The organism is Algoriphagus sp. AK58 (genome assembly GCF_014324365.1).
Classification (GTDB): Bacteria; Bacteroidota; Bacteroidia; order Cytophagales; family Cyclobacteriaceae; genus Algoriphagus.
Map to the genome: position 1 here is coordinate 275,727 of NZ_QEIG01000007.1, position 22,103 is coordinate 297,829.

The window sequence follows — 22,103 nt, forward strand, 5'->3', positions numbered from 1 at the left end:
TAATCATTGGTTTACAGTAAGTTAAATGTCAAAAACTGGAAAAATATGGAATCCAATTCCATATTTTTCCAGTTTTTAGCTCACAGCGATCTGTCTGAACTTGGACTGATACCGCCTGATTCAGTTTACTTTTTTACCTGATAGAGAAATTGGGAACTTCCCGCTTTCCCCTCCTGACTTATTCCTTCGACTTCTGCCTTGACCGTAGTTTCCAAGTCTGAATTGTAAAAAATAACAGTCGCCTTGCCGAGTGAGTCGGTTTGGATCATGGGTGCCCAATGGAGCGTCACTCTTCGATCTGGTTTGGGTGATGGAGGATCTTCTGGGAGATAGCGAGGAGAGTAGAATTCCCGCTCAATCTGATACCCTCTCAGTCCGACAGGATTGGGCTTTCGTGAAGGCTGAGTATTTAGTTTGTCTGAGGAGTTTCCTTTTTTGGTATAAAAAGCAATTGCTCCATTGGCTCCCCTAGCTCCGAAAATGGCGGTATCGGCACCTTTCCATACCGAATACCGCTCAATCTCCTGCACGGGAATGGTATGTAAAAACTCCGGCTGTATAGGTATGTCATCCACCAAGATTAATGGGGCGGATGAACTGTTGATCGAGCTAATACCCTGAATGAATACGTCATCACCGATCACTAACACCCCTGCCACCCGGCCTTTGATCAGATCCAGCGGGTGAAATAGATTTTCCAAAGCGGGATTTCCGGCTACCTGCATGTTGACTGTACCGCTGCCATAGATTCGTGGGCCTAAGTTCGGTTCCTCTATTTTTCTGCCCCGAATTTCCACTCCATCCAGGACAAGTGCTGTCGTGTCGAGATCGAAGGCCCGGTTGATATTTTTTCTAAGTGTGGATTCGGAAATGAATTTTTGCTCAGAAGCTGTATTTCCAAGCCATCGATTTGGGTTCCAAGCCGCAGAAGAAGGCCTTTTAGCGTCATTTTCCAACAGGATCTCTAAGTCCGTTCGGTTGTTTTTCGATTTTCCCTCCAGTATTACTCCTGTGGAGTCAAAAAAGATAAGATCCCGCAACTCAAACTTTCCATTTGTGTCAGTAACCGTTTTTTCCGAGGAAATTACCGGATAGAGAGACAGAAAGGAAATCGTTCCTCCTGCCTCTGCTTGGCCTGTTTTTGTATTTTTAAGGGTTCCATGAATGGTAATTCCCTGCTCTTTCGGGAATTTTGCCTCTGGAAGAGTCCCCGTCAAGGCCTCCTTTATGGTGTATTTTCGCCAGCCTTGCGTGAGCATCAAATAATCCAAGGCTTCTTCCCGATCGGAGTTTTTGGTATTGAAATAATAGCCGGGTTCTTCGATGTGTCCCTTGAGATCGGAAGTAAGTAAGAGGTGAGTGAGGATGGAGGTTCCATGTTCAGATTTTTCCAACTGTTCCGCATCCACCACACTGAGTGAAAGATTGGCGATGGCGGGTTTGCCCTCCTTGGTTTTTGCCTCGATGTCCAGTCGTACCCGTTCTCGGGGCTGATAGGTAGCCTTGTCAGTGGTGATTTTGATCTGTAAATGATCTTGGTGATCGATAAAAATAAGCCGCTCCGCCAGAGGAACCCCATTTTCATCTAAGGCAGCTAACTGGGCGATTCCGGTTGGGAATTCCTTTTTCGGGATTCGGACAAAAGCGACTTGATTGGAAAGATCCACTTGTCCCGTAGCACAAACCAGCCCGCGGCTTTGAGCCACCAGAAAAACGGATTTTCCGGGAGACTTTCCCGTAGTCAAAAACTTGATGACCACTTCATCAGATTTTGGGGAAATGGTCACAGCCATGATCAGTCCTGATTCTAGTGGTGCCGGCAAAGGGAAGGTTTGATCATCCCCTTCGATTTGGACAGTGTAGGTTTTTCCCTTTTCAGGCAATAAGGCGAATACACCCATACCTAAATCATTGCTTTCGAATGATCCAATTTCCCGAGTTCCTTCAAAGATTTTTCCTTTGACTTTCTTGCCCAAGCCATTTGAATCCAAGGCTTTGAAGGCGACTTTGCTTAGGATTCCCTGTACCAGATTTCCCCCTTCCGGGAAAAATTGGAGATCAAGTTCGGGGACTGTTTGAGCGTGTGGACGGGGAGAAGAAAATTCGGAAAGAACGTTGATGGGGCGCTGAAAGAAATATTCCTCGCCAAAGTTTTTCATCCATTGGGTATAAGCTCTCAGGAGGTAAGTGCCCGATTGCAAGGAATCAGGTAGAGGAAGTTGGCCGCTGCCAAAGCCATCCGGCGAATAGATGATTTCCTTTTGGATGAGTTGATTTTGAGCATCGATCAATTCGACATAGATTGTGCTGCTAAGCGTAGAGGGAAGGTGAAAAGGTCCTTGGGTCAGGTAAGCTTTGAACCAAATCGTTTCGCCCGAAGTATAGGTCTCCCGGTCTTGATGGAGATAGATTTTTTCCTCAGGCAGCTCGGCAAGGTATCGTTGGAAGGAAGCAATAATCCTGGGTAAGGGGTCACTGATGAAGGTGAATGAAAAAAGGAAAACGGCTAAAACTCCTGAAAAAAGGATTGAGAAGTATTTTCTGACTTTAAATTGAGGCAAAATGTAGCTTGGGTTTATTCTGTTAGGTTGGAGGCTTTGTTTTTCTCCGAACGGAAAATTAAACTTAAAGGTGTGATCGCTCAATCTTCATACTGCAGCCCCTCGAATCGGATGATGTCATAGCGAAGAAAGTTCTCATCAAAATTGTCTCTGTTTGGGTTATTGGTGGACAGGTAGAGCCCTTTTTTGCCGACGAAATAGTTCCAGGGTTCGATTTGAAAGTTTTCGAAAAGGTGTTCCCCTAAAATTTCAAGATTTTGATTTATTACCATCACGCCTATTTTAGGACGATCTCCAAAAAGATCTCTAACAGAGACATCCTCAAATTCCTTTAAATCAAATCCCCGAAAAAAAAACCTATAATAAACATTTCGATAGGGGTCTGCTAAAAGGAGTTCGTATCGGTCATTATTAAGAGCCTTAATCATCCCTGTATCTCCGTATGGAAGTTGATCTAAAATCGGAAAATTATTTACCCATCTTGATTTTACTTCCATATGACTGAGTAGTTCTCCTCGTTTTTTTGATACAACCCAAAGTCTATGATCGCTAGTAGGAGACACGATTATGGAGTCACCTAAGCTAGCCCAAGTAAGTTCCATACTTTTTCTTCCTTTATCCCAAATATCATTTGGATGATTTGCAGGAAGCCATTCAATCTTTTCTTCGTTATTTTCCAGTTGCACTCGATAGATATGTTTTGAGGTTTGAATGTCCTCTTTGGACATCTCATACATATTTTTGAAAAAGGGTTGCGCGCCATAAATTGAGTTATCCCCAAAAAGAAATGGAAGTCGGTTATCCGAGGTAAGAAAGTTTACCCTGTTTTCAGGATCTCGGATAGGAATGGTTTTTTTAAGGTTCCCTTGGAAATCCATGATTTTGATGGCTGGGGGAATTGTGGCGATGATGACACAATCTGGGTTTACGATTCGAAATCCATTTTCGCTCCCGATTTTATTTGGGCCATCGAGAGGTAAATGAATCTGATGCACTGATGAAAGTAAACTGAAGGATAAGAGTTCAATCTTCCTCAAAGATTTGTTAACTGTAGCTAGATATTCCCCCGAATCTGAATCGATATATTGAAGTTTGTTGGATGAAGGTGCAAAGGTCTCAGAAAGCTTGATTTCTAAAATATCATGTTTATAAGCCCTAAACTGGTCATTATTTTTCCCCCCATTACAAGCAGCCAAAAAACCGATTGTCAAAATTAGGATGGGTAAAGTGAAAAAGTACTTTGTAAAAATCAACAGTTTTTTTCTCGATATTTTTACCACGTCTTTCGTTTGATTTTAAGGTTCTTAAAACATTTAGAAAAGGCAATCCTTTTTAAATTCTAAAATAGGATTGCCTTAAATAAAAGCGTGAGGTTTTAATTATCCTCCTCTTTTTCTTCGCAAATGCACATATTCTGATCTATCGGATCAAAACAGTTTTCGCCATTCCAAAAACATTGTGCAATTGGTCCACCTTGGGCATCCACATCACTTGACTCGAAATAGGAAACTCCAAATGTGCCGGCTTCGATCAAGGCAGCTCCAAGCACAAGCATTTTTACTTTATTCATCTTTGTTACTTTAAGAAAAATTGAGTTTTACTAGAATTAAGCAGGAATTCTTTCCCTCTTTAATCAGTTTTTCAGTAATATCACTAGCAAAATAGTATTAAGGGAAGAGGCTTCCAACTGTTTCTATAAAAAAAAAACGAAAAATTATTTTATTATACTTTAAATACGTTGATGAATCTAAACCTCCTTCCATCAAATAACCCCTTATCACTCAGCTTCAAATCCGGAATCACCAGCAAGGCCATAAAGCTCAGGGTCATAAAGGGAGAATTCAGGCTAGAACCCATTCCCTTGGCCATCCGGTCGATTCGGGTATAGGCTTCTGCCACCTGATAGCCGTCTTCCGGTGACATAATTCCTCCTACAGGTAGCGGGAGCACTTCCTCCATTTCTCCCGAAACTGCCGAAATCCCACCTTTTGCTTCGATCAGGAGATTCACCGCTCTGCTGATAGACTCGTCATCGATTCCCACGGCAATGATATTGTGGGAGTCATGTCCGACTGAAGAAGCGATAGCTCCGGCTTTCAGCCCGAAGTTTTTGATAAAAGCCACCGAGGGAGTTGCATCCTGATAGCGGTTGACCACGGTGATTTTCAGAATGTTTTTATCCCGATTGGATTCCGCAAAGCCATCCCGGATCAAAATTTCTCCCTCGATCTCCGGTGTGATCAGCTGTCCGTCCAAGGCTTCGATGACTCGTACTTTTGTTCCGGAGGCAGAGATTCGAAAATCTTCCGGCTTTTTGGATGAGGTGTGGAAATTATTGATCAGCTCATTTTTGATCCGGGGAATAAGGGTTTTTCCATTTTCAGCTACTTTTTGTCCTTTGATATAGGTGGCGAGGACTTCAAACCGTTCCAGATCCTTGACCAGGATAAAATCCGCAGGATCCCCTTCCCGGACTTGACCCACCGGTAAGGAATAGTGAGCAATGGGATTGAGGCAGGCTCCTCTCAGCACGTCAAACACGTCTTTTCCCTTGGCAATTGCTCGGGCGGCGAGTTCATTGATATGACTGATGGCCAGATTGTCGGGATGCTTGTCGTCGGAGCAAAACATGATCATCTCGGGATAGTCGTCGATCAAATCGATCAGCGCTTCAAAGTTTTTGGCGGCCGAACCTTCCCGAATGGAGATTTTCATCCCGAGTTTGATTTTACCCAAAGCTTCTTCATAGGTAAAGCACTCGTGATCCGTGCTTGGCCCTGCGGACACATATTTTTTTGCCAGTTCTCCCATCAGGCCGGGCGCGTGTCCATCGATGGGTTTGGTATATTTCTGAGCAATCCGGATTTTTTCCATGACTATAGGATCCCGATTAACAGTTCCAGGCCAGTTCATCATTTCGGCCAAGTAAAGAATCTCAGGTCGAGCCATTAGATTGTCGATATCGGCAGCATTTATTTCTCCTCCGGCAGTTTCAAAAGGAGTGGCCGGCACGCAGGAAGGAGCACCGAAGAAAAAGTGAAAAGGCACCTGTTTGCCGTTTTCGACCATGTATTCCACGCCCTGCATGCCGCAGACATTAGCGATCTCGTGTGGGTCTGAGATCGTGGCGACCGTCCCATGCACCACCGCAAGGCGGGCAAATTCCGAAGGAACCAGCATGGAAGACTCCACGTGAACGTGGGCATCGATAAATCCCGGCATTAAAAAAGGGAGTTCTTTATCGGGTTGGATTTCTTGGATTTGCATGATTTTTCCCTCTTGTATGGTGATTTCTGCAGGGAAAATTTTTCTCGATGGGATGTCAACTAACTTGGCTTGGATATTCATGTAATGTATTGATAAAAATCAGTGAATTTCAAGGCTATTTAAGCTTAGCCTAGGGAGTCTTTCGGGATGGTTTAAGATTAAAACTACTATATTTGCCCAAAATTAAGCAGTAAACCAAGACAGGTTTTTTTGATGGGTAAGATTGTCATCGCCATAGATGGATATTCGGGATGTGGGAAAAGTTCGACGGCAAAAGCAGTAGCCAAGGATTTGGGATTTACTTACATTGATTCCGGAGCGATGTATCGAGCCGCTACGTTACATTTTTTAAACCATTTTCTATCTCCCTCCAATCCCCACGATGTGGAGAAAGGGTTGAAGTCACTGGAAATTTCCTTTCAGATCAATCCCGACACCCAAAAACAGGAAACTTACCTCAACGGTCTTAATGTGGAGGATGAGATCCGAACCATGAGAGTTTCTGAACGTGTAAGTGAGGTAGCCACGATTAAAGAGATTCGCAAAGAATTGGTGGCCCAACAGCAGCGATTGGGAAGGAAAAAGGGTGTAGTCATGGATGGTAGGGATATTGGTTCGGTAGTATTCCCGGATGCGGAGTTGAAAATTTTCATGACCGCGGATTTAGAAACCCGGGCAGCAAGAAGACAGCAGGAGCTTTTGCAAAAAGGAGAACTGGTGGATCTGGAAGAAATCAAAACCAACTTGGCGGAGCGGGACCGAGTGGATTCATCGCGAGCAGAAAGTCCCCTGACCAAAATGCCCGATGCGGTTGAAATAGATACGAGTAATTTGACCTTTACAGAGCAAGTAGCCCGAATCGTGGAGCTTGCAAAAGAGGTTATTGAAAAAGAGAAGGATTATGCAGGTAACCATTGATAAAAATTCAGGCTACTGTTTCGGAGTCGAGTTTGCCATCAAAATGGCCGAGGATGAAATGGAAAACAGTGATCGCCTCTACTGCTTGGGAGACATAGTTCACAACGACATGGAGGTCAAACGTCTGAGAGAAAAAGGGCTTGTCGTGATCGACCGCGATCAGCTTCATGAGCTCAGCAACTGCAAAGTTTTGATCAGGGCTCATGGCGAACCGCCGGAAACCTACAAAACTGCCATTGAAAACAACATCGAACTTATCGATGCTTCCTGTCCAGTGGTATTGAAACTGCAGCATCGTGTCAAAAATGCTTTTGACAAAATGGAGAAAGAAAACGGTCAGATTGTCATTTATGGCAAAAAAGGCCACGCCGAGGTAATAGGCCTGACCGGACAGACCTTGGAAAAAGCCATTGTTGTCATGGAAGACTCCGATTTGGACAAGATTGATTATAACCGTCCCGTAACACTTTTCAGTCAGACCACCAAAAGCACCAAGGGCTTTTATGAATTGTCCAAAAAAATCGAAAATCGCATCAAGGAAGCCAAAGGGGATTTGACCGAATTGGACTTCAATGCCAATGATTCGATTTGCAGGCAAGTATCCAACAGAGAACCTCAGCTACAGCGATTTGCACAGGAAAATGATGTGATACTTTTCGTTTCAGGCAAGAAGAGTTCCAATGGAAAAGCCCTCTATCAGGTATGTCTTAACGAAAACCCGAGAAGTTATTTTATCGAAAACGAAACAGAGCTCGACCCAGAGTGGTTTCATTCCGGAGATAGAGTCGGGATCTGTGGAGCCACTTCCACACCCATGTGGCTCATGGAGCAGGTCAAAGCTTATGTGGAGACCATGGAAGAAAACATGCTACAGGCATAAATTCCTTCCTGATTTTCACCGCCTGTCCGCTTAATCAAAAGTTCGAACAATTAATGTGACATAAGCTCCATATCAAAAGGTTTTTCTTTAGATTTGGGGCGTTTTTCAAAAGCTCATAGTTCAAAAACAGATATGTCTAAAATAGTGAAGCTTAAGAAGGGTTTCGACCTGAAGCTGGTTGGAAAGGCTCCTTTGGAGACAGCCAACCTCGCCGCGGCAACGACCTTCGCCATTAAGCCAACGGACTTTCCGGGGATTCAGCGTCCCAAAGTCCTTGTCAACGAAGGAGATACGGTCAAAGCCGGTACTCCCATCCTGATCGACAAAGCCATGGATCAGGTAATCTATGCAGCACCGGTATCCGGAGAAATCGTAGAAGTCAAGCGAGGTGAGAAAAGAAAACTCCTTGAAATCAAGATTTTGGCTGACCAAACGATCACCCATGAAAACTTTGGAAAAATTGACCTCAACCAGGATCGCGATGCCTTGGCTCTAAAGCTTGCATCTACAGGTGTATGGCCAAACATCATCCAAAGACCTTTCGGTATCGTAGCCAATCCAGCTGATACTCCAAAAGCTATTTTCATTTCTGCTTTTGATACCCATCCGCTTGCGCCAGATTTTGGATACACCCTTAAAGGTGAAGAAAAATACTTCCAGGCTGGGATTGATGCATTGGCAAAATTGACCAAAGGCAAAGTTCACCTGAATGTGGACGGATCCAAGCCCGTTCCCGCAGTGTTCTCCGGAGTGAAAAATGCCCAAATCAACCAATTTTCCGGTCCACATCCAGCGGGTAACGTAGGGACTCAAATCCATCATTTGGATCCGATCAACAAAGGCGAGATCGCCTGGACAGTAAGCCCTGTAGGGGTAGTTCAAATTGGAAAAGCAGTTCTGGAAGGTGTTTATGATGCTTCTAAAATGATCGCTTTGACAGGTTCTGAACTGACCAAAACAGGATATGTGAAGACCTATGTAGGTGCTAATGTTTCCTCTTTTGTCAAAGGGAACCTCAACTCAGGCCATGTTCGAGTGATTTCAGGAAACGTATTGACTGGAGAGAAGTTGAACTTGGACGGATTCTTAGGATTCTACCATAATCAGATTACCGTAATTCCAGAGGGTGATTATGAAGAATTCTTGGGTTGGCTGAAGCCAAGCTCTTCTAAGTTGAGCTTCCACAAAGCGATTGGTATGCTTTCTTTCCTCAACAAAGGTGAATTCAAAGTGGACACCAATACCCACGGTGAAGAACGTCCTTTTGTAGTGACTGGCGTTTTTGAAAAAGTAATGCCTATGGATATTCTTCCAACTTACCTATTCAAAGCGATTGTAGCTGAGGATTTTGACGAAATGGAAGAGTTAGGTCTCTATGAGTTGGTAGAGGAAGACGTTGCACTTTGTGAGTTTGTAGACCCTTCAAAGAATGATTTGCAGGAGTTGGTAAGACACGGGATAGAACTATTAATGTACAGTTAAGATATGAAGGCATTACAAAATCTCTTCGATAGCATAAAGCCAAACTTTGAGAAGGGCGGCAAATGGGAAAAGTTCCACACCCTGTATGAGGGACATAGAACAATTGCTTTTGCTCCGGATTTGATCACCAAGTCAAAAGGTGCTCAAATTAAAGATGCGACTGACCTAAAGCGTGTGATGATCACAGTAGTGATTGCCATGATTCCAGCTTTATTGTTTGGTATTCTTAATATTGGTCATCAACACTTCATCGCTTCAGGCGAGGAGGCAACATTAGTTGACAAGGCGATCTTTGGGGCACTTTCCGTACTTCCGATTCTGATCGTTTCTTATGCAGTGGGTTTGGCTACAGAATTTACCTTCTGTGTCATCCGTAATCACCCTGTTTCCGAAGGGTATCTGGTGTCAGGTATGTTGATTGCCTTGGTGATGCCTCCGTACATTCCACTTTGGCAAGTAGCTCTGGCCACCATTTTTGCAGTAGTAATCGGTAAAGAAGTGTTTGGAGGAACGGGTATGAACATCCTCAACGTAGCGATGACAGCCAGAGCTTTCTTGTACTTTGCCTACCCAGCCCAGATTTCTGGTGACCAGGTTTGGACTTACCTTGGCGACAAAACTGCGGTTGACGGTTTTTCGGGAGCAACAGCTCTTGGTGTGGCATACAATGCCAGCATCGATGGAGCCCCTGTAGTGGATGCTCTTAATTCTCACAATGCTTCTTTCGGGGCCGACTTTAGTTTCTTCAATATGTTTATGGGATGGATTCCAGGTTCGATTGGTGAAACTTCCACCTTGATGGCCCTTATTGGAGCGGTTATTTTGGTGGCTACAGGTGTGGCTAGCTGGAAAATTATCGTAGGTGGATTTGGAGGAGCTTATGTGATGGGACTTGTGATGAATGCGCTTGCAGTGAATGAATATATGGCAATGCCAGCACACTATCACTTGGTGATGGGAGGTCTGGCCTTTGGTGTGGTATTCATGGCTACTGACCCTGTTTCCGCAGCTCAGACTGAAGTTGGAAAGTGGATTTATGGAATCATGATCGGTGTGCTTACTGTAATCATCCGTGTGACCAATCCAGCCTATCCGGAAGGAATTATGCTTGCTGTTCTATTTATGAACGTGATGGCACCATTGATTGACTATTATGTAGTAAAAGCTAATAAAACAAGGAGGTTACAACGTGCAACAGTCTAATACATACATTATCGTCTTCTCGGCGATTTTGACGATCGTTCTAGGATTACTCCTTTCTGGCACATCCCAGGTTTTGGGTCCGTTGCAGCAGGAGGCTATCGCTTTAGATAAGAAGAAACAAATTCTTGGGGCTGTGATTGACGCTGCTGAGATTGATAAAATGACTCCTCAGCAAATCAATGAGTTTTATGCATCCCGAATTTCTTCTACAGTGGTAGATATCAGCGGAAAAGAAATTTCCGGTGTAGAGGCTGAAAAAGTGGAGATTGCCAAGGATTATAAGAAGCCTGCAGATAAGAGACAATATCCGGTATTCATGTTTCATGCAGAAGGAAAACCAGAAGCGATTGAATCCTATATTTTCCCACTTTATGGAGCAGGTCTATGGGATGCCATTTGGGGTTACATTGCCTTGGAGACTGACATGAATACTATCGGAGGTATTACATTGGCTCATGCCAGTGAGACCCCAGGTCTTGGTGCAAGAATTACTGAGGGAGAAGTTCAAGCTCGCTATGTGGGTAAGAAAATCTTCGATGACTCGGGCGCTCTTGTGGCTGTTCAAATGCAAAAGGGAGAAGGCAAGGATTATTCCTCAGATTTACACAAAGTCGACGGAATGTCAGGAGCAACGATTACCGGTAATGGTGTAAACAATATGTTGAAAGCCTATTTGGGTCACTATGAGGCTTACATCAAATCCAAATCTTCAAACCAGGCAGTTGCCGGTCTTTAATTTATTTTCAACTCAACGGATTTAAAAAATGAGTACTGAAACAATAGAAAAAGCGATTGAGAAAAAGCCGGCAGAGCCTTTGTTCTCCAAGCGCAGAAAGAAACTGGTCACTGATCCTTTGGTAGATGATAACCCGATTACCATTCAGGTGTTGGGGATTTGTTCTGCCCTTGCAGTAACTACTCAGATGAAGCCAACTCTAGTTATGGCCATATCTGTAATCTTTGTAGTAGCCATGTCCAACTTTGTGATCTCCCTCATGAGAAATACCATCCCAAGTCGGGTTCGTATTATTGTGCAGTTGGCAGTCGTTGCGACCTTGGTTACCTTGGTTTCCGAAGTTTTGAAGGCTTTTGCTTACGATATGTACAAGGAGCTTTCTGTGTTTATCGGTTTGATCATTACTAACTGTATTGTAATGGGTCGACTGGAAGCCTTTGCTTTAGGTAATAAGCCTTATGACTCTGTTCTTGACGGTCTGGGCTCAGCATTGGGATATTCTTGGATCATTCTGACTGTGGCCTTCTTCCGTGAGTTGTGGGGTTCAGGTTCGGTATTTGGAATACCGGTATTTGACTATGTGTCCGGCCTTTTCGGTCCTGATTTTAAATTGGCTACCAATGGTCTGATGGTAACTCCTGTAGGTGCTTTTATTATTCTAGGATTGATTATCTGGGTACAGAGAACTAAAACAGGCTACGTAGAACACTAAAAGGAATTTAAAATGGAATTATTCAGCTTAGGTATTCGGTCGATCTTTATCGACAATATGATTTTCGCTTACTTCCTTGGAATGTGTTCCTTTTTGGCCGTTTCCAAAAAAGTAAGTACTGCTCTTGGTCTAGGTGCTGCAGTAGTATTCGTACTTTCTGTTACTACTCCAGTGAACTGGCTTTTGAATGAGTTTGTATTGAAAGAAGGTGCTTTGACTTGGGCTAATACAAGTTTGGCTTCGGTGGATCTTTCATTCCTTCGATTCATCATGTTTATTGCCATTATCGCTGCCATGGTTCAGCTGGTAGAGATGGTGGTTGAAAAATTCGCCCCTGCTCTTTACGGACAATTGGGTATTTTCCTTCCATTGATTGCAGTAAACTGTGCAATCTTGGGTGGTTCTCTCTTTATGGCTCAAAGAGACTATACTTTCGCAGAGTCTGCAGTTTATGGTTTTGGATCAGGAACGGGATTTATGCTTGCTATTGTTGCTTTGGCTGCAATCAGAGAGCGTTTGAAGTATTCTCATGTGCCAAACGGTCTAAAAGGTCTTGGCATCACCATGCTTTTAACAGGTTTGATGGGTATTGCATTCATGTCTTTCATGGGCATAGACCTTTAAAATCAACCTATCTAAATCAAAGGCTCTGGAGTTCATTCTCCAGAGCCTTTTTCTATTTACGGTGATTGCACAATACCTAATCTTATTTATCTTACTTTACTTTAACTCAAACCCAAAAACACATGAAGAAACTGTTCGCTTTTCTCCTCTTTGTCTCATTTTCTATATCGGGTTATGCCCAAAAAGGAAAATGGGTAGAGCTATTTAATGGAAAAAATCTTGAAGGCTGGAAGATTTCTGAAAATCCCTCTTCTTTTTCTGTCGTAGACAAAACCATCAAAGTGGATGGACCCAGGGCTCATGCTTTTTATGATGGACCTGTGGGAAATCATGATTTCAAAAATTTCGAATTGAAAGTGGAGGTCAAGACCATGCCGAAGGCGAATTCCGGTATTTTTATCCATACCGTCTATCAAGACAAAGGATGGCCAAATAAGGGCTATGAAATCCAAGTGAACCAAAGTCATGGTGACTGGAGAAAATCCGGAAGTTTATATTCCTTCAATGATGTAAAAGATGTCTATGTGAACGATGGAGAATGGTACACGTATCATATTATCGTCAACGGAGATAAAGCCACCGTGAAGATTAATGATAAAGTGGTGATGGAATATGACGAGTCTGAAGATAAAAACAGGCCAGCCAATGCGGGAGAAAAGAAATTTGACCGAGGCACCATCGCTCTTCAGGCACATGACCCCGAAAGTGTGATTTATTACCGAAGTGTGAAAGTGAAAATCTTGGATTGATTTTCTAAGCAGTAAAACCTTAAGAAATGCCCAATCTATTGAATGGGCATTTTTTTTGAGTACTATTAATTAAACCGGTATATGAGATACACCTACCATCGAGTTTTAGCTTATTTTCTTAGAGGCTTATTGGTATTGACACCTTTGGCTGTGACTGGATATGTGGTTTATGCCATTTTTATCTTTTTGGATGGTTTGATTCCTGTTCCTTTTCCTGGGATTGGGATCTTGATGGTCTTGGGCTTGATCACCTTTGTGGGCTATTTGGCAAGTTTATTCTTTACGAAGCCCTTTTTTGAATGGTTTGAGCGGGCGGTTTTCAAAATTCCCTTTGTTAACCTTTTATATACCAGTATCAAGGATTTGATGGGGGCTTTTGTGGGGGAAAAGAAAAAGTTCAGTTCTCCTGTTATGGTTCAAATAAGTGACTCCATGTTTAGACTTGGTTTTATTACCCAAGATAACATGGCCGTGATAGAAGAAAATGATCTTGTGGCTGTTTATTTCCCCCATAGCTACAATGTCTCAGGTAATGTGTTTTTGGTGAAAAAGGACAGGATCAAACCGCTTACAGGGATCAAAAGCTCTGAGGTGATGAAATTTATGGTTTCAGGAGGGGTTTCTCCCTTGGACCATTAAATGCTCTTTGATTCCAATTTTCAAACTTCAAATTGACCTAAATGGTGATCAAAGTGCTTGGTATGAAATCTTTCCCACTCCTCATGCGAAAGCTTCCCAAATCGGGGGTGGAGAGTTTTTAATTCGGAATTCTCTTGAAACGCTGCGTTGTACGCATTCAGACTTTTCAAAAGTTCAGCCTTCGCTTCCTCCAAATTTGCGTATTTCAGTTCCATTAGGCTTTCAGGCAAGCCCAGAGCCTTTACTCCTTTTGGGAATTCCATGTCGGAAAACAGTAATGCCTGCTTTTGGGCCAATTGCTTTTCGTTGGGTTCAAAATCCGGGATTTTAATTCTTCCGTAGGAAAGTTTGACCGTGAGAATCAAATGCTCAATCATGTGTTGTGCTGTCATGATTCCAAACAGAGCTGGGGAATCTGCCTGCAACTTTTCGATTCGGGATTGGATGGTTTGTATGTTCATGGGTTTTTGGATAAAGGGACAAAAAAAGCGCTTGATACCATCAAACGCCTTTTCTCCATTTTACGAACTCTAGAAAATTAATTTAGCTTCCGCACATCTCGCACCCTTCCGGATTATCCAAAGAGCATGCGATGGCATCTTGTTTTTGATTCTTGATGCTTTCGGTTTCTACTGCCTTTTCCACCTTTGGCTCAAGAGCTGACTTATCAAGAGTAAACTTAATAGCGGCTGCAGCAGCCTGCGATCTCAGGTAGTACATGCCTGTCTTGAGTCCTTTTTTCCATGCGTAGAAGTGCATGGAGGTAAGCTTGCCAAAGTTTGGATCCTGCATGAAGATGTTCATACTTTGAGACTGGCAAATGTATGCACCTCTATCCGCGGCCATGTCAATGATTACCTTCTGAGATATTTCCCAAACAGTCTTATAGAGGTCCTTGATGTTTTGTGGGATGCCTGGCACGTTTTGTACCGAACCGTTGGTAGCGATCAGACGATTTCTCATGGTGTCATTCCAAAGACCCAATTCGATCAAATCTTTCATCAAATGTTTGTTCACCATGATAAACTCACCGGAGAGGGTTCTTCTGGTGTAAAGATTGGATGTGTATGGCTCAAAGCACTCGTTGTTGCCAAGGATTTGAGAAGTAGAAGCGGTTGGCATTGGTGCTACCAAAAGAGAATTTCTCATGCCATACTTTTTCACCTTTTCTTTCAAGTCACTCCAGTTCCAACGGCCAGACTTTGGAGTTACACCCCACATGTCAAACTGAAGGATACCCTTGGAGGCTGGGCTGCCTTCATAGGTTTCGTAAGTTCCTTGAGTTTTGGCGAGTTCCATGGAAGTCTCTACGGCAGCATAGTAGATGGTTTCGAAGATGTCCTCGTTTAGTCCTCTTGCCTCCACTGAGTCAAAAGGCATTCTCAACATAATGAATGCATCAGCCAAGCCCTGAACTCCCAATCCGATGGGTCTGTGTCTGAAGTTGGATCTTCGTGCTTCCTCTACTGGGTAGTAATTGATGTCAATTACTTTGTTTAGGTTTTTGGTAGCTACTTTGGTGATTTCGTACAGCTTGTTATGGTCGAAAAATAGCTTTCCGTCAGGCCCGGTTGTCACGAATTTTGGTAATGCTATAGAGGCAAGGTTACATACTGCAACCTCATCTGGAGCAGTGTATTCAATGATCTCTGTACAAAGGTTGGAGGACTTTATAGTCCCCAGATTTTTCTGGTTTGACTTACCGTTGGCAGCATCCTTGTAAAGCATATAAGGGGTACCAGTCTCGATCTGAGATTCGAGGATTTCAAACCAAAGTTCTTGAGCTTTGATGGTCTCTCTGGCTTTTCCTTCGCGTTCGTACTTTTCGTAAAGTCTTTCAAATTCTTCTCCGTGGCAATCTGATAATCCCGGGGCTTCATTGGGGCAGAAGAGTGACCATTCTTCGTTTTTCTCGACTCTCTTCATGAAAAGATCTGGGATCCAAAGTGCATAGAACAAGTCTCTGGCCCGCATCTCTTCCTTGCCATGGTTTCGCTTCAATTCAAGGAAATCTTTAATGTCGGCATGCCATGGCTCAAGGTAGATTGCAAAACTTCCCTTTCTTTTTCCACCGCCCTGATCCACATATCTGGCAGTCATGTCAAAGTTACGGAGCATGGGCACGATACCGTTAGAAACTCCATTGGTGCCTTTGATATAGCTTCCTTTAGCTCGTATATGATGAATAGAAAGTCCGATACCTCCTGCAGATTGAGAGATCTTGGCGCACTGCTTGAGTGTATCGTAGATTCCATCGATGCTGTCATCCTTCATGGTAAGAAGGAAGCAGGAAGAAAGCTGAGGTTTAGGTGTGCCCGCGTTGAAGAGAGTAGGAGTGGCGTGTGTAAACCACTTTTCGGAAAGAAGATTGTAAGTTTCGACGGCAGCATCGATGTCTTCCCGGTGAATTCCCACTGCCACTCGCATGAGCATGTGTTGAGGTCTTTCCACCACTTTACCATCCAATCGGATCAAATAGCTTCTTTCAAGGGTTTTATATCCAAAGTAATCATAGCCAAAGTCTCTCTTGTAATCGATAGGTATACAGTCTTTTCATGGTATTGGAGAAAGACTGACTGGTCGTCTTATGAAGATTGGAGATAGCAATTCGGGCCGCTAGGATGGCATAATCCGGATGTCTGACCGTAAGAGAAGCGCAAACCTCGGCTGCAAGGTTGTCCAGTTCGGAGGTGCTTACTCCGTCATACAGTCCATCAATTACCTTTTTGGCAACTTCAATGGGCTGGATAAATTTTGGATCCAGTTCGTAGCAAAGATTCTCGATCCTTGCAGTGATTTTGTCGAATCTTACTGATTCTCTTCTTCCGTCTCTTTTGATTACTAACATACTCAGGCGATTTTAGGATGGGTTGTGGTGGAAAAGTGAATGGGTATCAGAAATCCTCCTCTATGGAGAATCGTGCAGAACTTTCAGCAGGCTCGGTGGATTTCATCACCCCGGCTTTTTGATAGTCTCCAACTCTCTTTTCAAAGAAGTTGGTTTTTCCCTGAAGGGAAATCATATCCATGAAATCAAATGGATTGGTGCTGTTCCATACTTTTTCACAGCCCAATTCCATCAATAGTCGGTCCGCTACGAATTCGATGTATTGGCACATCAGATCAGCATTCATCCCGATCAATCTGACAGGAAGCGCGTCAGTGACAAATTCTTTTTCAATGGCTACAGCATCCATGATAATTTGCCTCACCGTTTCTTTTGGGAGTTGATTGACTACGTGCTTGGTGTAAAGGTGGCAAGCAAAGTCACAGTGTAGTCCCTCATCCCGTGAAATCAATTCATTGGAGAAGGTCAGACCTGGCATCAAGCCTCTTTTCTTCAACCAGAAAATGGAGCAGAAGGAGCCGGAGAAGAAAATCCCTTCCACAGCGGCGAAAGCAATCAGCCTTTCTTGAAAATTTCCGTTATCAATCCAGCGAAGAGCCCAATCTGCTTTCTTTTTGACACAATCGATATGTTCGATGGCATTGAGCAAACGGTCTCTTTCTACTGCGTCTTTTATATACGTGTCAATGAGGAGCGAGTAGGTTTCCGAATGTATGTTTTCCATGGCGATCTGAAACCCATAGAAAAACTTGGCTTCCGTGTACTGGACTTCTGCGACAAAATGCTCCGCCAAGTTTTCATTGACAATACCATCTGAAGCAGCAAAAAACGCCAATACATGAGATATAAAATGTCTTTCCCCATCATTAAGATTTTTCCAGTCCGTCAAATCCTGGCTCAAATCAATCTCCTCCGCTGTCCAAAAGCTCGCTTCAGCCTTTTTATAATACTGCCAAATGTCGGCATGCTGAATCGGGAATAATACGAATCTGTTTTTGTTCTCCTGTAAAATGGGCTCTTGCTGCATCGCTCTCTCTGTTTTTTTGTTCAAGTAAAATGGTTAGGGCCTTTAAACTTGTCTTCTGTTTGGCTGGTGATAGGAAAGGCTGCCTTTTAGAAAACAGCCTTTGAACAAATATGTGATGGAAAATCATAAAAAAAAATTGGCAAAAAGCCGGAATAAGGCAAAAAATGACCAATAGTCAAAAAAATCATTAATTGCTTTAAATCAATTGATTGTATTCGTTTATTTAAATTAAAAAATCAATCTTTTGGGCGTTTTTGGCCATTTGGAATAATTTTCAACATTTTGAAAAAAGTTTTCCACAGTGATTTTTGAATCAAATTTTGACTAGGGGTCAGAAAATAATCGACTTATCCAGAGATTTTTTTAATTTGGTTCTCAGGCATTTGCTTTTAGTGCTATCGAGAAATCATCAAAATTGGTATTGAATTTTTGGAAAAAATCGTAAGGCTTCGGCTTTTATCTTCGACTTTCAAATTTATCTCACAAGAGTAAGGTATGGTGCCCTCAGTTGAAATTTAAGGAAAGTTTTTTTGTTCAATTTTCCTTCTCTATATTTGCACTCCGATTTCGATAAATCAATTCTCATGTACGCAATTGTTAACATCGCAGGAAAGCAGTTCAAAGTAACAAAAGATCAGTACGTCTATGCCCCTAAGTTGGCAGGCGAAGCTGGCGCTTCCGTCGAATTTGATCAGGTCCTCTTGGCAGAAGCCAATGGCACTGTATCTGTAGGTGCTCCCGTTATTGCCGGAGCCAAGGTGTCCGGGAAAATCCTGGATCATGTAAAAGGTGACAAAGTGATTGTCTTCAAAAAGAAGCGTAGAAAAGGCTACAAAAAGAAGAACGGTCACAGACAAGACTTCACCAAAGTATTGATCGAAAATATTTCACTCTAAGATTTTCCCCTAGGAAATCATAAACGAATAAAACCATGGCACACAAAAAAGGTGTAGGTAGTTCCAAAAACGGTCGTGAGTCACATTCCAAAAGATTGGGTGTGAAAAAATTTGGCGGTGAAGCAGTTATCGCAGGTAACATCATCGTAAGACAAAGAGGTACTAAGCATCATGCAGGTCTTAATGTAGGTGTTGGAAAAGATCATACCTTGTTTGCATTGACAGACGGTGTGGTTGCTTTCAAAACCAAAGCTGATGGTAGATCTTACGTTCACATCGTTCCTTCTCAGGCTTAAGCACTACTTACTGAAAGTATCAAAACCTCTTCTAAGGAAGGGGTTTTTTTTTGCCTTTACCCTACTTTTCTTCGCCCTTTATCATTATTTGAAATAAATATTTGATTCAATCAGCTAACTTTTAAATTGAAACCCAATCAACAAGACCTTACATGAATACAAATTTCAAAAGAGCCTGGTCAGGCCTACTCCTGATCTTGCTGCTGCTTGGCAATTCATTGTCTGCCCAGCAGGTTCCTGATCCCAAAGTATACGATGCAGTACAGTGGAGACTCATTGGGCCTTTCCGAGGAGGTAGGGCGGATGGTGTCACAGGCGTCAAGGGAAGTGACAAAACCTACTATTTCGCTTCCACAGGCGGAGGAATCTGGAAAACCACCAATGCCGGACAAACCTGGAAATCTGTCTCTGACGGTTTTTTCGGGGGCTCAATGGGAGCAGTAGCCGTAGCGGAAAGCGATACTTCAATAGTCTATGCCGGAGGTGGTGAAAAAACCGTTCGAGGCAATGTTTCTTTCGGTTACGGAATTTGGAAAAGCGCTGATGCAGGAAAGACCTGGTCTCGAGCAGGTCTGGATAAAAGTCGATTCGTCTCTCGTCTTCGCATTCATCCATCCAATCCAAACGTGGTCTATGCCGCAGTCCTAGGCGATATTTTCAAGCCTGATGCTACCCGTGGCGTTTACAAGACTACTGATGGTGGTGCTACTTGGCAACAAGTTCTGTTCGTAAATGACGTTTCCGGTGCGGTAGATCTGATTTTGGATCCTAATAATCCCGAAGTGATCTATGCGACCACTTGGGAATTGAAACGTACTCCTTATAGTCTTGAAAGCGGTGGACCCGGTTCCAAAATGTTTAAATCCATCGATGGGGGTAAAACTTGGGATGAGCTTTCTGCCAAAGCTACTTTCCCCAAAGGTCTGCTTGGTATCATGGGAGTTACCGTTTCTCCGAAAAACTCCAACCGACTTTACGCCATTATCGAGAATGACAACGGTGGTGTATTTACCTCCAAAGATGCAGGCCAAACCTGGGAACGGGTAAATGAAGACCGAAACCTGCGTCAGCGTGCGTGGTACTATTCCCGAATCTATGCAGATACTCAAGACGAGGAGACCCTTTATGTGCTTAACGTGGATTACCATAAGTCCACAGATGGTGGAAAGACCTTCAAAAACTTCGAAGCTCCTCACGGAGATCACCATGATCTCTGGATCGATCCAACCAACAATCAGCGAATGATTATTGCCGATGATGGCGGAGCGCAAGTTTCCGAAGACGGTGGGGCAACTTGGTCCACTTATATGAATCAGCCGACTTCTCAGTTTTATCGAGTGACTACGGACAATAGCTTCCCTTATCGGATCTATGGTGCGCAGCAGGATAATTCCACGGTCCGAATCCGTCACCGAAATGACGGTGGAGCGATTACCGAGGCCGATTGGGAGCCTACAGCAGGTGGTGAATCGGGCTGGATTGCTCCTGATCCTTTGGATAATGACATCGTGTATGGAGGTTCGTATGGTGGCCTCTTGACCCGAGAAAATCACCGCAACGGAACTTCCCGAACCGTCAATGTATGGCCTGACAATCCGATGGGCCATGGGGCTGAGGGCATGAAGTACCGGTTCCAGTGGAACTTCCCGATTTTCTTTTCCCCACATAACCCAAAGCTGCTGTACACTACCAGTAATCAGTTTCACCGCTCGACCAATGAAGGCCAAAGCTGGGAGGTTTTTTCTCCTGACCTGACTCGAAATGACAAGAGTAAACTAGGTCCTTCCGGTGGTCCGATTACCAAAGACAATACTTCGGTGGAATATTATGCAACCATCTTTACTGCAGCGGAGTCTCCTGTAAAGCAAGGTGTCATTTGGGCGGGTTCGGATGACGGATTGGTGCATGTAACTGTGGATAATGGAAAAACCTGGCAAAACGTAACTCCGAAAGATATGCCGGAGTGGCTTCAGATCAATTCGATCGAGGCCAGTCCATTCGAAGCTGGGGAGGCGTATTTTGCAGCGACCGGCTACAAGGGCGGTAACTATGCCCCTTACCTCTACAAAACGAAGGATTATGGAAAAACCTGGACCAAGATCGTTTCAGGTATCGATGCAGAGCACTTTACCCGAGTGGTGCGAGCTGATCCTGTGAAAAAGGGTATGCTCTATGCAGGAACGGAAACAGGCATGTATTATTCCAAAGACGATGGGGCTAGCTGGCATTCACTTCAATTGAATCTGCCGATCGTTCCGATCACTGATCTGACTATCAAGGAAAATAACCTCATCGCAGCGACTCAGGGCCGTTCGTTCTGGATCATTGATGATCTGACTGTACTCCATCAGGCTGAGCCGGGAATTGCAAATAAGGCCTTCCACCTCTACAAGCCGCAGGATTCATACCGAATAGATGGGGTGAAGCGAAGCAGCCTGACCAATGGTTCTAACCGTCCGGGTGGAGTGTTGGTCTATTATTTCCTGAAGGAAAAGCCCAAGGAGGAATTGAAAATCGAATTCTTCAATGAGAAAAATGAACGTATCCGCTGGTTCTCTACCAAAGGGGTGAATGGAGATACTTTGAAAGTCAAAGAAGGTGCGGGTGAATTCAATTGGAACCTGAGAGCGGAAAATGCCGAAGGCTTCGACGGACTCATCATGTGGGCCGCCAACCTCCGCGGTCCTAAAGTAGTTCCGGGAACCTACAAAGTGAAAATGACGGTGGATGGCCAAGCGCAAGAACAAAGCTTCAAGGTATTGGCAGATCCTCGCTATGAATCCACTCAGGCAGAATTGGAAGAACAATACAATTTCCTTTTGGCTGTTCGGGATAAAATCACCGAAACCCATCAGACCATAAAGTTGATTCGGGCGTATCGATCCGAGTTGGATTCACTTTCTACCAAACCTGACAATCTGGAAGCCATCAAAGCTGAAATGCAGGAAATTGAGGAGACGCTCTATCAGACCAAAAATCGAAGTGGTCAGGATCCGCTAAACTATCCAATCAGGCTCAATAATAAGCTGGCTCACTTGAGCAGTGTGGTCGGTAATGGAGATTACAAGCCAACCGATCAGTCAGAAGCGGTGAGAAAAGAGCTGACCGAGCAAATAGATGTGCAGCTCGCTCGATTCCGAAAACTGGAGCGGGAGCAGATTTCAAGACTCCTCAATATTGAGGAAATGAAAACCAAGTTGGAAATCAAGAAGTAATGCAAAAGGCCTTCAGAAAACTCTGGAGGCCTTTTTTTGATAATCAGACC

18 protein-coding genes and 1 pseudogene are annotated in these 22,103 nt (G+C 43.6%); 12 read left to right on the forward strand and 7 right to left on the reverse strand.

The window, feature by feature from the left end; all coding sequences use genetic code 11:
• Positions 1–125: 125 nt before the first annotated feature.
• The 4 genes from DDT91_RS06790 to ade form a co-directional block, all read right to left on the reverse strand.
• Positions 126–2,561: an MG2 domain-containing protein gene (locus tag DDT91_RS06790; protein WP_187175392.1), complete on the reverse strand. Its 2,436-nt coding sequence runs from the start codon at positions 2,559–2,561 to the stop codon at positions 126–128.
• A gap of 80 nt (positions 2,562–2,641) precedes the next feature.
• A complete protein-coding gene (locus tag DDT91_RS06795) occupies positions 2,642–3,841 on the reverse strand; it encodes a DUF4221 family protein (protein WP_370539295.1) in 1,200 nt (399 codons plus the stop codon).
• Positions 3,842–3,936: 95 nt separating this feature from the next.
• The gene (locus DDT91_RS06800) at positions 3,937–4,131 is read right to left on the reverse strand and encodes a hypothetical protein (protein WP_187175394.1); all 195 of its coding nucleotides are present in this window, start codon (positions 4,129–4,131) and stop codon (positions 3,937–3,939) included.
• 152 nt (positions 4,132–4,283) lie between these two features.
• Positions 4,284–5,909 (reverse strand): adenine deaminase, encoded by a 1,626-nt coding sequence (gene ade / locus DDT91_RS06805; protein WP_187175395.1) that lies wholly within the window; start codon positions 5,907–5,909, stop codon positions 4,284–4,286.
• A gap of 132 nt (positions 5,910–6,041) precedes the next feature.
• On the opposite strand from ade, the gene cmk reads away from it, so the two are divergent.
• From cmk to DDT91_RS06850, 9 genes are all read left to right on the forward strand, one after another.
• Positions 6,042–6,746 carry a (d)CMP kinase gene (cmk, locus tag DDT91_RS06810; protein WP_187175396.1) on the forward strand — a complete coding sequence of 235 codons (705 nt, stop codon included), beginning with the start codon at positions 6,042–6,044 and terminating at the stop codon, positions 6,744–6,746.
• Positions 6,730–7,626, forward strand: a complete 897-nt coding sequence (locus DDT91_RS06815; protein ID WP_187175397.1) for a 4-hydroxy-3-methylbut-2-enyl diphosphate reductase — start codon at positions 6,730–6,732, stop codon at positions 7,624–7,626. Before cmk ends, DDT91_RS06815 begins: the two co-directional genes overlap by 17 nt.
• A 132-nt stretch (positions 7,627–7,758) precedes the next feature.
• Entirely contained in the window at positions 7,759–9,108 is a 1,350-nt protein-coding gene (locus DDT91_RS06820) for a Na(+)-translocating NADH-quinone reductase subunit A (protein ID WP_187175398.1), read from the forward strand.
• A 3-nt stretch (positions 9,109–9,111) separates the two neighbouring features.
• Positions 9,112–10,311, forward strand: a complete 1,200-nt coding sequence (locus DDT91_RS06825; RefSeq protein ID WP_187175399.1) for an NADH:ubiquinone reductase (Na(+)-transporting) subunit B — start codon at positions 9,112–9,114, stop codon at positions 10,309–10,311.
• The gene (gene nqrC, locus DDT91_RS06830) at positions 10,298–11,047 is read left to right on the forward strand and encodes an NADH:ubiquinone reductase (Na(+)-transporting) subunit C (protein ID WP_187175400.1); all 750 of its coding nucleotides are present in this window, start codon (positions 10,298–10,300) and stop codon (positions 11,045–11,047) included. The genes DDT91_RS06825 and nqrC overlap by 14 nt, the downstream gene beginning before the upstream one ends.
• A gap of 28 nt (positions 11,048–11,075) precedes the next feature.
• Positions 11,076–11,759, forward strand: coding sequence for an NADH:ubiquinone reductase (Na(+)-transporting) subunit D (locus tag DDT91_RS06835; RefSeq protein WP_187175401.1), 684 nt, complete (start codon positions 11,076–11,078; stop codon positions 11,757–11,759).
• Between the two features lie 12 nt (positions 11,760–11,771).
• On the forward strand, positions 11,772–12,383 hold the full coding sequence (gene nqrE, locus DDT91_RS06840) for an NADH:ubiquinone reductase (Na(+)-transporting) subunit E (protein WP_187175402.1): 612 nt from the start codon (positions 11,772–11,774) through the stop codon (positions 12,381–12,383).
• A 122-nt stretch (positions 12,384–12,505) separates the two neighbouring features.
• Positions 12,506–13,132, forward strand: coding sequence for a DUF1080 domain-containing protein (locus DDT91_RS06845; protein ID WP_187175403.1), 627 nt, complete (start codon positions 12,506–12,508; stop codon positions 13,130–13,132).
• An 81-nt stretch (positions 13,133–13,213) separates the two neighbouring features.
• Positions 13,214–13,771: a DUF502 domain-containing protein gene (locus DDT91_RS06850; RefSeq protein WP_187175404.1), complete on the forward strand. Its 558-nt coding sequence runs from the start codon at positions 13,214–13,216 to the stop codon at positions 13,769–13,771.
• A 20-nt stretch (positions 13,772–13,791) separates the two neighbouring features.
• Here DDT91_RS06850 and DDT91_RS06855 read toward each other — a convergent pair whose 3' ends face one another.
• The 3 genes and pseudogenes from DDT91_RS06855 to DDT91_RS06865 form a co-directional block, all read right to left on the reverse strand.
• Positions 13,792–14,232 carry a DUF1569 domain-containing protein gene (locus DDT91_RS06855; RefSeq protein ID WP_187175405.1) on the reverse strand — a complete coding sequence of 147 codons (441 nt, stop codon included), beginning with the start codon at positions 14,230–14,232 and terminating at the stop codon, positions 13,792–13,794.
• 82 nt (positions 14,233–14,314) lie between these two features.
• Positions 14,315–16,619, reverse strand: a pseudogene (locus DDT91_RS06860) (ribonucleoside-diphosphate reductase subunit alpha).
• A gap of 46 nt (positions 16,620–16,665) precedes the next feature.
• A complete protein-coding gene (locus tag DDT91_RS06865; RefSeq protein WP_187175416.1) occupies positions 16,666–17,646 on the reverse strand; it encodes a ribonucleoside-diphosphate reductase small subunit in 981 nt (326 codons plus the stop codon).
• 584 nt (positions 17,647–18,230) lie between these two features.
• On the opposite strand from DDT91_RS06865, the gene rplU reads away from it, so the two are divergent.
• The 3 genes from rplU to DDT91_RS06880 all read left to right on the forward strand — a co-directional run bounded on the left by rplU (position 18,231) and on the right by DDT91_RS06880 (position 22,053).
• Complete coding sequence (rplU, locus tag DDT91_RS06870) at positions 18,231–18,542, forward strand: 50S ribosomal protein L21 (RefSeq protein WP_187175406.1); 312 nt, start codon at positions 18,231–18,233, stop codon at positions 18,540–18,542.
• Positions 18,543–18,577: 35 nt separating this feature from the next.
• Positions 18,578–18,838 (forward strand): 50S ribosomal protein L27, encoded by a 261-nt coding sequence (rpmA, locus tag DDT91_RS06875; protein ID WP_187175407.1) that lies wholly within the window; start codon positions 18,578–18,580, stop codon positions 18,836–18,838.
• A 152-nt stretch (positions 18,839–18,990) separates the two neighbouring features.
• A complete protein-coding gene (locus DDT91_RS06880; RefSeq protein ID WP_187175408.1) occupies positions 18,991–22,053 on the forward strand; it encodes a glycosyl hydrolase in 3,063 nt (1,020 codons plus the stop codon).
• Positions 22,054–22,103: the final 50 nt, after the last annotated feature.